The following is a 12,673-nucleotide window of genomic DNA, read 5'->3' on the forward strand; positions in this document are numbered from 1 at the left end:
AGCCCCGCGCTTCCCCATAGGGGAGTAAGACATGAGCAATTTAAAAACCGTGCTGGAAGGCTTTTCCGGCTTTGTTGCCGCCGAAATCGCGGCGGCAGGGGTGTTGAATGGCGACGGCAGACCCGACTTGAAGCCTGAGATGGACGGAAAGCCGAAGGGAACGCTTTATAAAGACAACGCCGTAACCGACGGAGCGGTGCTTTGGCTGAAGACCGGTAACGGCAGGAATTGGAAAGTCATCAGTGGTGATACTGGCTGGCTCAAATTGAAGAAAACCGCTTCCCTGTTCGGCAACGTCTTTATCAAGATTCGCCGCATCGGCGATACCGTGTTCTACGCCTTCGGCGGCGGCTCGTGGGGCTGGTTCGGCATCGTCAGACGGGGCGCGCCCGGTTTCGCCGGGCATGGTGCATTTAAAGAGAAGGGCGTGAGAATTATTCCGCCCGGCGGCATTCCAGAGGGTTTCCGCTCTGCCGATTCTCTGGTGGGCAGTATCTACAAAGACGGCGCGAGCCTGTATGGAACCATTTATTTGGGCGGCATGAGCGATTCAAATTTTATCGCATTAGGTTTCCAAGAGAACATCCCGACCGACCGGGACACGCCCGACATCCGCGTTTCCGCCCTCAACTACCCGACCGACCAGGCTTGGCCGCGTTTGGACATATTGAGGAATCAGGGTTTTATTTATTAAGAGGTTTTTATGGAAGAGAACCAAGCATTACCCGACCGCCGACCGCCCACGCCTTACCACGTTTGGGACGGCGGCGAATGGCTGCTGCCCGAAACGGTACGCGAAACCGCCCGCTATTGGGCGGCGGCGGAAAAGTGGGAAGAAATCAAACAGAAGCGGCACGAAAACCTGCGCGGCGGCGTGTATGTCGAGTCGGTCGGCAAATGGTTTCACTCAACAGACGAAGCACGGCAGCAATACACCTTTATGCGCACGCTGCCTGCGTTGCCGCCCGATTTGATGTGGAAAACGATGGACGGCAGCTTCGTCCACTTGACCCGCCCATTGTTGGACGAATTGAGCCTGAAGCTCATCACGGACGAGCAGAAAGACTTTGCCAACGCAGAGCAGCACAAAAGGCTTTTGGAGCAGTCATCCGAACCGTGGAATTACGACTATTCAGGCGGTTGGATGAAAATTTATCAGGAGGAATTATGACGCAAAAAACGCTGTACCTTGCCCTGTACAAGGGCAACCGTGAGGGCTGGGGCTTTGCCTCGGTCAAAGCCCGTTTCGGGGATTGGATAACCAGAAAAATTACGCGCGGGATTTATTCGCACTGCGAAATTGCCTACCCGCTGCCCAGCGGCGGCTACGCCTGTTACTCGTCCTCAATACGCGATGGCGGCGTGAGGATGAAGGTGATGCCGTTGCCTTCTGAAAAGTGGGATTTAATCCCGCTGGAAACCGTGCCCGCCTCGCACCTTGAGGAAGTGTGGCAGGCGGCGCGGGGTAAAAAATACGACTGGGCCGGCGCAATCGGCACGGTTTTGAAAATCCGCCAAAGCGCAAACAAATGGTTCTGCTCCGAGTTTTGCGCGAAAGTCATGGGCATAGACGACGGCTGGCGGTTCTCCCCGAACGACTTGGCTGCGTTGGCGAAATCAGGGGCATTTTGACAGGCCATGCGATGGATACCGTGAAAACTCTTGCCCCGGCTTGATGAAAAAGTGGGTCAAGAAAACGGCTGACAAATTTATCGATAAAGAAGAGTAATGACAGGCCGTCTGAAATCAGACGGCCTTTTTAATGGAGAAGTAAAAAATGCAAATCACTGAACACTTTAGTTTTAAAGAATTGACGCGCAGCGAAACTGCACGCCGTGCCGGTATTGAGAACAAGCCATCATCTGCCGAAATGGACAACATCTATTACACGGCGCAGCAGCTTGAGAAAATCCGCGCCTATGTTGGCCGTGGAATCATCGTTACAAGCTGTTTCCGCAGTGAGCGCGTGAACAAGCTCGTAGGCGGCAGTCCAACGTCCGCCCACCGTTTCGGCTTAGCTGCTGACTGCGATGCTATCGGCTTAACTTCTTTGGCGTTTGCGAAAGAAATCATCAAAATGCGTGACGAAGGGAAAATCACGTTCGACCAGTTGATTCTTGAGTTCCCGGAACGCGGGGACGGTGCATGGGTACACATTGGATTCCGTCGCAACAGCCCTATGCGTAACCAAATCATGACCGCAACCAAGAAGAACGGCAAGACTGTCTATTTGTCGGGCTTGCACGTCTAAGGAGCGGCAATGAACTCTATCGAATTTCTGAAAGCGCGTATCGCAGAATGGGAAGCCAAAAGCAAAGAGGCAAGCGATAACGCCGATTTGAAGGCCTTTGAATTTGCCGAACGGGAATTGGCAAATTATCGGGAAATGTTGAAACGCTATGCCGTCTGAAAAGACGGCTTTTTTATTATTGGGGCTATAAATGAGCGATTTGGAAGCCAAGGTCAGAATAACGGTAGAAAACCACGCGAAGCAGGGTTTTGATTCGGCTGCCGCTGATGCTGATAAGGCGGCGGAAAAGATACGCGGCAGCGGCGACAATGCCGCAAAAGGTTTTAAAGCTGCAATCGACAGCATGAACGAAACCATACGCAATTTCCACGCCGATGTGAAAGCGGGGTTTGAAGCAGTGGGCAATCAGGTGCAACAGGCGTCTGAAAAGGCTAGAGCCGAAGTGGGCAAAATCGGCTCCAGCTTGTCGGGGCTGACCAAACTGCTGGCAGGATTCGCAACCGCAGACTTCGCAAAATCGGTGCTTGATACTGCCGATGCAATGCAGTTGATAAACAGCAAAGTCCGAATGGTCACGTCGTCTGAAACGGAATATTTATCCGTACAACGTCAGTTATTGGATGTGGCAAACAATACCGGTGCATCGCTTGAATCAACGGCAAACCTGTACGTTTCCACAAGCCGTGCCTTGAAGGACTACGGCTACACGCAGCAGGAAATTTTAAAATTTACCGAGGCGACCAACAATGCGATGACCATCGGCGGCGTTGGCGCGCAACAACAGGCTGCTGCGCTGATGCAGTTATCGCAGGCTTTAGGCAGCGGCGTATTGCAGGGCGACGAGTTTAAATCTATTTCCGAAGCCGCACCTATTCTGCTGGATACCATTGCGGAATATATGGGTAAATCCCGCGCTGAAATCAAAAAGCTGGGCAGTGAAGGGCAATTGACGGCGGATGTGATTTTTAAAGCCATATCGGGCGCATCGGAAAAGTTAGGCGAACAGGCGGCGAAAATACCTATGACGATGGGTAAGGCGTTGAACGCGTTCTCGAACAACTGGCAAAGCATGGTTTCCAAGCTGATGAACGACAGCGGCACGATGTCAGGCATCGCGTCAATCATCAAGCTTATTGCGGATAACTTGACCTTGGTTGTGCCGATTGTGGCAGGCTTCGCGGTTGCTGTTGCCGCTGCGACGGCGCAGGTCATGGGCTTAAATGTTGCCATGCTGGCAAACCCGTTCGGAATTATTGCCGTTGCCATCGGTACGGTTATCGGGCTGATTGCGAGATTCGGCGATGAAATCGATGTCTTCGGCGGCGGATGGTCGAATCTTTCCGATGTGATTCGGGCGGTTTGGCAACTCATCACGGAAACCATCGGGGAAGCGGTGGGAACCGTCAAATCGTGGTTTGACGGGCTGACAGGCTGGCTTGGTGAGAGCGTGGGCGGCTGGTCGTCGTTGTTCGAGCGTGTGATGGGCATCATCTCAAGCGCAATCGGTGCGTATGTGAACGTTTATATCAACACGTTTGCAACCGGCTGGATGCTGATTAAAGAAGCCGCCAATAATATGCCTCAGTTCTTTGCCAATCTTGGCAAGACCATCGGCAACGTGTTTATCTCTGCGATTGAGTGGATGATAAACAAAGCGGTCGGCATGATTAACAGCATGATTGATTTTGCCAACAAAGCCGCGTCGATGGTCGGCATTTCTGGCATTGAAAAGCTGAACAAGGTTCAGATGGGGCGGATGGATGACGGCGGGCTTGGCGGTCGTATTGCTGGCAGTTTGAAGGAAGACCGCGCCGGCGCAATGGTAAACGCCGTTCGAGAACGTGCCGCCGATATTCACGAAGCCGATGCCCTCAAGGGACGCGGCGACGGAGGACACGCCAAAACCGCTCAGAAAAAGCCGGGCGCAAATCATGGCGGCGGCAAAGGAGGCAAATCCCGTTCGGGCGGTTCGGGCGCGGCCAAAGACCCGATGCAGGCTTGGGAAGAGGAAATCAAAGCCCAGAAACTTGCACACCGTGAAATGCAGCGCGAAACGCTCACACACCAAGAATGGGATTTGGCGCGTGAGGCGGAATATTGGCGGGCGAAACTGGCAACGGTGGATTTCAACGGCAAAACGGGCAAGGAAATCCGCACGAAAATCCTGGCGCTTGAAGACCAGTTATCGAAGCAGTCTACCGAAGCGAAGATGAATCAGGTGGCTGAATGGGAGAAGCTGGATAAGCACAAGCTGGAGATGGAGAAAGACGCGGCAGACCAAGCTCTGGCAGACGGGCGTATCTCGCAACTCGAACGCCTCGATATGGAAATCGAGTTTGAAAACCGCCGTTACCAGATTGCCTATGATGCGTTGCAGGAACGTATCGCCCTTGCCGAACAAGACCAGACATACAGTCAGACGGCAATCGACAAGCTCAAGGCTCAAATGGGCGAATTGGGGCAGGGGCACGAGCGGACGCAGGCGAAGAACGAGGGCAAACGCGAAAACCAACGCCGAAAAGACGCGCCCAACGTCATGGAAATGCTGCAAGACGGCGGCAAGAACGTTTGGCAGGAAGCGCAACAGCAGATGGGGCAGGCGTTCACCGCTATGCTGACAAGGACGCAGAATTTCCGAACGGCGATGAATAACTTTTTCAAGAGTATGGGTCAGACCTTTATTCAAGAGATGGTTACAAAGCCTTTAATGGGCATGATGCAGCGCATGGTTCAGGAATCGGCAATTTATAAGATGATTTTTGGGACAAGGGAAACACTGGAAACGGCAGCGTCAGCTAAGACGGCGGCAACTAAAGCAACCGAGACAACGGCTGTTGTAGGGGCGAACGCTACGCAGGCAGCTTCAGGCGCGGCAGCTTCTCAGGCATCTATTCCGTATGTTGGCCCGATTCTTGCCGTTGCAGCAATGGCGGCGATGATGGCGGCGGTGATGGGGTTGATGGGTGGTGGCGGCGGCGGTTCCTCAACCTCCACGACCACAACGCGCATACCGTCGGCAGCAGGCGGCTGGGACATTCCGGCAGGCATCAACCCGCTGACCCAACTGCACGAGAACGAGATGGTCTTACCGGCAGAACACGCCCAAACCATCCGCGAAATGGCGGGTCAGCAGGGAGGCAGCGACAGCACCATCATCATCAATTCGACAGGAGGCGACTTCATCCATAAAAACGATTTGGCGAAGCTGTTGAAACAGATGAAACGGGACTTTAAATTTGTCTGAGAAAATGCCGTCTGAAATTCAGACGGCATTGCTGTTACCTGCGCGTCAAACCGCTGACAGGTTGCGGATTTCGGGCAGTATCGGGCGGATTTTTGCCGCGTGTTCCGCGTCGGCGTGTGCGCTTAGGGCTTCAAGGGCGTTTGCGGCGGCTTTGAGGCGGCTGCGCGTTTCCGCCCAGACCGTCCACATCGTTACCGCCTGTTTGCAGCCGAGCTGCTTGAGCGGCAGGGAAACGTCTCTGCCCATTTGGATGGCCCACGCGCCGTATCTGACGGCGACGGCGAGGTCGTACAGGGCGTTGCCGCTTATGGGCAGGGCAGGTTGCGGCGCGGGTAACGGTTCGCGGTCGAGGATTTCTCCTGTCAAGCCTGTGTGCAGGGTCAGCGCGTGGGCATAGGCGACGGCTTCGGGCAGCTTCTCGGCGGGGATGTCTTCGATGGCTTCGACGTTGAAGCGTTGGTGTATCATACTGTACGCGGAGGAGTAGTCTATGCCTTTGCGTCCGACAAGCGCGGCGACGGCTTGGCGCAATCCGGTGCGGTCATCGGCGGTGGTTTTGGCGGTAACTGTTTTTATGCCGTCTGAAACCGCCAAGAACGTTTGAATCACTTGCAAGGCGAATCTCGGTGAAATCCACATCCCGTAGGCAATAACCAGTTCGCGACAAACAAAAGTACCAAGTCTTTGTTTTGATTGAATAGACGGTTTTCCGTCTTTTTCAAGTTCTTTAATTAAATCATTAGTTTGTATATTTTGAAGCCAGCGGCGCGGTGCGTGTCTGTCTTCTCCGCCTGAAGCGCGGTGTAAATCATTCAGGCTGAATAAGCCGTTTTCGGTTTGATGGATAGAGATATTAGAGATTTGAACTGAATTGTTCATGATAGTTTCCTGTAGGTTGTTTTCGAAGTTGCCCGAATAGGCGGCCGCGAGGTTCGAAAACTCCCTACAAGAGCCGTGCTTATTCCCTGTTGAACAGGTATTGTATTCGCAGCCCTCGCGGCCATAGGAAACCAGTTCGGATATATCGAAACAAACAACCAAACAAGAAAACTTATGGACGTAAAAAATTCACGCTGACGGGGTGAATGCCGTGTAGGAAGAGGTTTTCGACGCCTCGTGAGTGGGAATATAAAACAAACCCCCTGCACATGCAAGGGGTTTTGTTACCTTATTTGGGTTTGCGTTTAAAATTCTCGTCATCACAACAGAATCGGTAAGAATCAATAACCAACCAAGCAACGCGAAGCAGATTTTCAGGCGTATCAATAATAACTTGATTGCCTGATACCTCAAGTCCGCATCGTTCGATATTCGAAATATCTGACTCTTCCAATTCGATAGGGAAGATTACAGACGGCCTTTGTTTGTTGTCAAAATACCGTAATATCCACCTGTTACTTTTACCATCAACCAATACGCCGAAATAGCTTTCCATATCCTTTGCCTCGATACTCGCATCATCATGAAGAATTGATTTAACCAAATCAAACAACCTTCTTTCTGAATAAGTGGTAACGATTTTATTGTTTTCGGGGTCGATAATCGGCGCGGTCGGGTCTTCCTGCTCCTTCTCAACAGGGGCGGCCTCCTCCTGCACTTTCGGCGCACTCAGCCCCGATACAACCATTGAACTAACCGTATTTTGAACAGCCTGTTTGACGATATGACGGATGCTTTCCAAATATCGTTGGGTAAACTGCCGTTGAATATTCGCCCTTCCCGCCACATAACGGACGAAATCCAAATCCACCTCTTTCAAGCTTTCTGTAATTGATTCTGTAAATGCCGTCAGATATATGCTTTCTTCCGCAAGGCTTCGCAATGCATCAGGTTGAAACTTGTCGTGCCTGAACTGATACAGTTGCGCCATATCATTTTCATTCAACATCGTAACATCAACGGTCAAAAACGGCTCCGAATCCATAATGTTCTTGTTGGACAAATCGGTAAAAAATCGCCATTCCCGGCCGTTGGTAATCGCGCAAATGGCTATTTCAGGCGTGGCATTGAAGTAACGCGACAACTGCGGACAATGATTGGACAAATTTTCGGTATATGATTTTGCTTCGATAAACATAACCGGTGCGCCGTTGCAAAACAATGCGTAATCGACCCGCTCCCCTGATTTTGCACCTGGGAAATCCGCCTGGTATTCCGCCCGAACCTTATTCGGATCGAATGCCGAAAAACCTAGAATATCCAATAAAGGCAAAATCAAAGCCTGTTTTGTCGTCTCCTCGGTAGTACAGATATGTGCAACCTTCTTGACATGTTCCGCATGGGAAGCAATCCGTTCTTTAAATACCGCACTTACAGCCGCCGCATTCATGTTAATCTCCTTGGTTAAATTTGATTGGGCAAATTCCCACTCCATTAAGAAGTGTTAATTTTCGCAATCATAGCGCAACCGAAAAGAAAATCAAATCTTCTCAAACAGCAAATCAAAATCATCCCCTGCCGCCTGCCGTATCGCCCCGTACCACGCGGCCAAGCCCAAATCCGTCTGCGAATGCAGGAGCTTCTCGCCGCGCCGCCTGATTTCAGCCTGCAAACGTTCCTCGTAGGCTGCCTGCGACTTCGCACCGATGCCGAACGAAATACGGACGGCCTCTTGTTGCGGCGCATCCACCTTCGCCCATGCCTGCAAAGTCAGAAACATGGCATCTTCGCCGTATCTCAAGCCGATTTCAGGCTTATGCGGGGAAACCTCCTCCCCCATATAGCGGCCTTCGATACTCAAACATCTATTTAGGCTGCGCGTATCACGGTAACGACGCTCAAAAGCACGCGCCAAGTCGTTCATAAATTCAAATTCTTGTTGATTCATAGCTTGATTAACCCTTTCCACCAACAAAATCAAAGAAAAATGCCGTCTTAAAACACTTCAGACGGCATAAAGAAGCCGCCAAGTTTGCGGCTTGGCGGCGGTCGGGCTATTTTTGCATCTCTTCGCGGATTTTCTCTTTAACCCATTGGGAAAAATCAACTTTATTTGCAAACTCAAGTAAATCTTTCTCGGCTTCGTTGTTAAAAGAGACATTTTTTATCGTCCGCTTGGCTGCCGCCCGTTTGCGATATTCGGCCAGTTTTTCATCAACCATATGTAATCCTTGATTTTTAAAACCATCGTAGTAAAATGGCTCGAAGAAAGGTTGGCGAAAGGGGCGCGGTGTTCTGCCACCCCTTGTTATTTCAGTTTTTCATTAGTAGGCTGGAGAGCAAACTAACAAAAGAAACAGGAATAAAATAACTTTCGCCATTTCTTCAAGCCTCCTTTCTATCCGATAAGCCCCCGAAGTTGCCGCTTCGGGGCTTTTCTTTATCAGATAGATGTATTATATTATGTATAGACATAATTATCAAGCGTTTTATGTAAAAATCGCCTGAAAAATCAGGCGGTTTTATATATTGATTTAATAAAATATTACATGACCCTCCAAGATTTTTGTTTATGGCTGCTTTTATGGTAAATTAAAATTTTATAAGAAATAAATGTATTTAAATCAATAAAATAAAATTTAGTCGAATCCCACCGTTTCCGCCAGAAAACATTAACCGCCGGAAGTCATGGCGGTTTTTTTGTTCGTGTCGTGTCAATTACCATAAAAAATCATCACGTTATATTATCAAATCTCGTCAAATTAGATCAGGCGCATTCATGCCGATTCTTTTTTGTTCGATTTTTTTTAATGGTAATGTGCATGGTAATTTTTAGAGCATTGAGGAATGACTATAATGGCTACAGCCTCCCTACGCTTGCTGCTAATAGGTTAGGGGTGCGAGGCTGAGAGACGGGCTTTATAAGTCGGTACGTTTTGAGGTGAAGATACCGTCTGAAATCATTGTTTCAGACGGCATGACTATTGCTGATGCGGCTTTATTCGCAATTCAGGTCTCGGGTTTTTTCTGCAAATGAATCCATGGCGATTTGGCACAGTTGCTTGCGCTGATTCAAGTCGGCAGCAGGTAGGGCTTGGAATAGGAATTTAGTGTTGTTGCGTGCAAAATTTGCCTTGTTTCCGGCTTTGTTGTAACAGGTTTCGGCGCGTTTGAAATATTGTTGGCAAATCGGAGGCAGCTCATCCATAGTCAGGGGTTTACTCTTATGCATGCCGTGTGCAGATGCAGGAAGGATGGTTGCTAAAAGAGCGCTGCCGATCAGGATAGTTGGAATAGCTTTCATATTATTGTCTTTTCCTAGGGTAAAAACTAAAGATTATATTATTTATAATCAATGAGTGTTGCGTTTAATCATAATCAGGCAGATAGGAATAACTAATGCCGTCTGAACGATAAATGTTCAGACGGCATTTTTACCTTTATGGTTATAAGGTGTTTAGTGCCTGATTAAAGGTTACGCTTGGACGCATCGCTTGCGCGGCTTTTTCAGGATTGGCTGCGTAGTAACCGCCGATGTCGACCGCTTTGCCTTGTACGGCAGAGAGTTCTTCAACGATTTTGGCTTCGTCAGCAGTCAAGGCGGCTGCCAATGGCGCAAATGCGGCTTTCAGTTCGGCATCTTTGTCTTGCGCTGCCAATTCTTGCGCCCAGTAGAGGGTGAGGTAGAAATGGCTGCCGCGGTTGTCGAGTTCGCCTGCTTTGCGTTTAGGCGATTTGTCGTTCAACAGCAGTTTTTCGGTGGCTGCATCCAAAGTGTCGGCGAGGACTTGGGCTTTGGCGTTGCTGGTTTTTTGCGCCAGATGTTCAAACGATACGGCGAGTGCGAGGAATTCGCCCAAAGAGTCCCAACGCAAGTGGTTTTCTTCGAGGAATTGTTGAACGTGTTTCGGTGCAGAACCGCCCGCGCCGGTTTCAAACATACCGCCGCCATTCATCAATGGAACGATAGACAGCATTTTCGCGCTGGTACCCAGTTCCAAAATTGGGAATAAGTCGGTCAGGTAGTCGCGCAGGACGTTACCGGTTACGGAGATGGTGTCTTCGCCGTTTTTCAGACGGCCTAAGCTGAATTTAGCGGCTTCTTCAGGAGCGAGGACGCGGATGTCGAGGCCGTCGGTATCCAGTTCGGCAAGGTAAGCTTTAACCTTGGCGAGCAGGCTCTTGTCGTGCGGACGGTTTTCATCGAGCCAGAATACGGCTGGCGTGTTGCTCAGACGGGCGCGGTTGACAGCAAGTTGTACCCAGTCTTTAACCGGAGCGTCTTTGGTTTGGCACATACGCCAGATGTCGCCGGCTTCAACGTCGTGTTGCATCAGGACATTACCTGCTGCATCGATGACTTGGACTTGGCCGTCAGCTTCGATTTCGAAGGTTTTGTTGTGTGAACCGTATTCTTCGGCTGCTTGCGCCATCAGACCGACGTTAGGAACGGTACCCATGGTTGTCGGGTCAAATGCGCCGTGTTCGCGGCAGAAGTCGATGGTTGCTTGGTAAACGCCGGCATAGCTGCTGTCCGGAATGACGGCTTTGGTGTCTTGCGCTTTGCCGTCTTTATCCCACATACGGCCGGAGTTACGAATCATTGCAGGCATAGAGGCATCGACGATGACATCGCTAGGAACGTGCAGGTTGGTGATGCCTTTGTCGGAATCAACCATGGCCAAATCAGGGTTGGCAGCGTAAACGGCAGCGATTTCAGCTTCAACGGCGGCGCGGGTATCTGCATCCAGTTTGTCCAGATTGGCAAGCAGGTTGCCGAAGCCGTTGTTGACGTTGACGCCTGCGGCAGCCAGTTTGTCGCCGAATTTTTCAAAGACAGGCGCGAAGAATACTTTGACGGCATGTCCGAAGATAATCGGGTCGGACACTTTCATCATGGTGGCTTTCATGTGCAGCGAGAACAATACGCCTTTAGCTTTTGCGTCTTTCACTTGTTCGGCAAGGAAGGCGAGCAGGGCTTTTTTGCTCATCACGGTCGCGTCGATGATTTCGCCGGCTTTCAGGACAACAGGCTCGCGCAGCTCTTTTTTGTTGCCTTGTTTGTCGGTGAACACGATGGATACGGAAGTCGCTTCAGGTACGGTAACGGATTGTTCGTTATGGAAAAAGTCGCCGCTTTGCATGGTGGCAACGTGGGTTTTGGAGTCTTTGGTCCATGCGCCCATGCTGTGCGGATGTTTTTTCGCAAAGTTTTTCACTGCTTTAGGCGCGCGACGGTCGGAGTTGCCTTCACGCAGGACAGGGTTTACCGCACTGCCTTTGATGCGGTCGTAGCGTTCGCGTACGGCTTTTTCTTCATCGGTTTGAGGGTCGGCAGGATAGTCGGGAACGGCAAAGCCTTTAGACTGCAATTCTTTAATCGCGGCAGTCAGTTGAGGTACGGATGCGCTGATGTTCGGCAGTTTGATTACGTTTGCATCGGGTTGTTTCACCAGTTCGCCCAATTCGGCAAGCGCATCAGGTACGCGTTGCGCTTCGGTCAGGTATTCGGGAAACGCCGCCAAAATACGGCCGGAGAGAGAAATGTCGCTGGTTTTGACATCAATATCGGCGTGGCGGGTAAACGCCTGCACGATTGGCAGCAGGGATTGGGTTGCCAGCGCGGGGGCTTCGTCGGTATGGGTGTAGATAATGGTAGCTTTGCTAGTCATGGGATATTCTCTTGTAGGTTAGGTTTTTCTTTTCGAATGCGGCGCAAAAGGCGCGCTGCGTGGCTATTATGGCATATTTCTGGAGGCTTGGGATATGTGTCTGAATAGGGTTTATTCGTACGGTCATATAAACACTCCTGCTTTCAAAAAACAAAACGCCGTGGACAAAAATCCACGGCGGTACACAAAAAGCTTGAATTATTTTATAGGTTAACCTATAATTATTACTGTTGAGTAGTTCAACAAACGGGAAAACCCCTACCGAAGCAGGGGTTAAACGGGAGAAAGAAGATGAAGCGCACTCTTCAAATTCTCATCTTGGTTGCAGTTTTCATGTTGGCAAGTGCTAATGCCTACTAAAAACTGACCAACTGGGGGCGGTAGCCGCCGCCTCCAGTCCCAAATATAGCAAAGGACACGCAAAATGGCAATGACGAAAGCGGAAATACAAAAACGCAGCGACGAGAAGCGCGGGGTAAAAGTCAAAGGCATCAAAATGAAGCTCGAAGACATCGCCCTGTTGGAAAGCCTCTCCGCCCAAAGCGGTAAAACGCAGGCAGAAATCATCGCAGCTGCCCTAAAAATGTGGTCAGAAAAGCACAATTTACCGTCTAATGCCGTCTGAAC

At 50.4% G+C, this 12,673-nt stretch carries 13 protein-coding genes; 7 read left to right on the forward strand and 6 right to left on the reverse strand.

What is annotated here, in order from left to right; genetic code table 11:
* Window positions 1-31 precede the first annotated feature (31 nt).
* The 6 genes from BBW69_RS07725 (at window position 32) to BBW69_RS07750 (ending at window position 5,495) form a co-directional block, all read left to right on the forward strand.
* Window positions 32-694, forward strand: a complete 663-nt coding sequence (locus BBW69_RS07725) for a hypothetical protein (RefSeq protein ID WP_101045458.1) — start codon at window positions 32-34, stop codon at window positions 692-694.
* A 9-nt stretch (window positions 695-703) separates the two neighbouring features.
* Window positions 704-1,171 carry a DUF4376 domain-containing protein gene (locus BBW69_RS07730; protein WP_101045456.1) on the forward strand — a complete coding sequence of 156 codons (468 nt, stop codon included), beginning with the start codon at window positions 704-706 and terminating at the stop codon, window positions 1,169-1,171.
* Entirely contained in the window at window positions 1,168-1,632 is a 465-nt protein-coding gene (locus tag BBW69_RS07735; RefSeq protein WP_188210950.1) for a hypothetical protein, read from the forward strand. Before BBW69_RS07730 ends, BBW69_RS07735 begins: the two co-directional genes overlap by 4 nt.
* Before the next feature lie 145 nt (window positions 1,633-1,777).
* A complete protein-coding gene (locus tag BBW69_RS07740; protein ID WP_107859889.1) occupies window positions 1,778-2,251 on the forward strand; it encodes a D-Ala-D-Ala carboxypeptidase family metallohydrolase in 474 nt (157 codons plus the stop codon).
* Between the two features lie 9 nt (window positions 2,252-2,260).
* Window positions 2,261-2,410, forward strand: coding sequence for a hypothetical protein (locus BBW69_RS07745; RefSeq protein ID WP_188210951.1), 150 nt, complete (start codon window positions 2,261-2,263; stop codon window positions 2,408-2,410).
* Between the two features lie 31 nt (window positions 2,411-2,441).
* Complete coding sequence (locus BBW69_RS07750; RefSeq protein ID WP_188210952.1) at window positions 2,442-5,495, forward strand: tape measure protein; 3,054 nt, start codon at window positions 2,442-2,444, stop codon at window positions 5,493-5,495.
* Between the two features lie 45 nt (window positions 5,496-5,540).
* On the opposite strand, the gene BBW69_RS07755 is transcribed toward BBW69_RS07750, so the two are convergent.
* The 6 genes from BBW69_RS07755 to BBW69_RS07780 all read right to left on the reverse strand — a co-directional run bounded on the left by BBW69_RS07755 (window position 5,541) and on the right by BBW69_RS07780 (window position 12,046).
* Window positions 5,541-6,374: a KilA-N domain-containing protein gene (locus tag BBW69_RS07755; protein WP_188210953.1), complete on the reverse strand. Its 834-nt coding sequence runs from the start codon at window positions 6,372-6,374 to the stop codon at window positions 5,541-5,543.
* Between the two features lie 289 nt (window positions 6,375-6,663).
* Window positions 6,664-7,824: a type I restriction endonuclease gene (locus BBW69_RS07760; RefSeq protein ID WP_188210954.1), complete on the reverse strand. Its 1,161-nt coding sequence runs from the start codon at window positions 7,822-7,824 to the stop codon at window positions 6,664-6,666.
* A 90-nt stretch (window positions 7,825-7,914) separates the two neighbouring features.
* On the reverse strand, window positions 7,915-8,322 hold the full coding sequence (locus BBW69_RS07765; protein ID WP_107860109.1) for a hypothetical protein: 408 nt from the start codon (window positions 8,320-8,322) through the stop codon (window positions 7,915-7,917).
* Between the two features lie 106 nt (window positions 8,323-8,428).
* Entirely contained in the window at window positions 8,429-8,596 is a 168-nt protein-coding gene (locus BBW69_RS07770) for a hypothetical protein (RefSeq protein WP_188210955.1), read from the reverse strand.
* A 776-nt stretch (window positions 8,597-9,372) separates the two neighbouring features.
* Entirely contained in the window at window positions 9,373-9,678 is a 306-nt protein-coding gene (locus BBW69_RS07775) for a hypothetical protein (RefSeq protein WP_107996674.1), read from the reverse strand.
* A gap of 142 nt (window positions 9,679-9,820) precedes the next feature.
* Window positions 9,821-12,046, reverse strand: coding sequence for an NADP-dependent isocitrate dehydrogenase (locus tag BBW69_RS07780; RefSeq protein WP_188210956.1), 2,226 nt, complete (start codon window positions 12,044-12,046; stop codon window positions 9,821-9,823).
* A 424-nt stretch (window positions 12,047-12,470) separates the two neighbouring features.
* Here BBW69_RS07780 and BBW69_RS07785 point away from each other — a divergent pair, with 424 nt between their 5' ends.
* A complete protein-coding gene (locus BBW69_RS07785) occupies window positions 12,471-12,671 on the forward strand; it encodes a hypothetical protein (protein ID WP_188210957.1) in 201 nt (66 codons plus the stop codon).
* Window positions 12,672-12,673 lie beyond the last annotated feature (2 nt).

The sequence above is a fragment of the Neisseria sp. RH3002v2f genome (genome assembly GCF_014596375.1).
In the GTDB taxonomy this organism is placed as follows: domain Bacteria; phylum Pseudomonadota; class Gammaproteobacteria; order Burkholderiales; family Neisseriaceae; genus Neisseria; species Neisseria cinerea.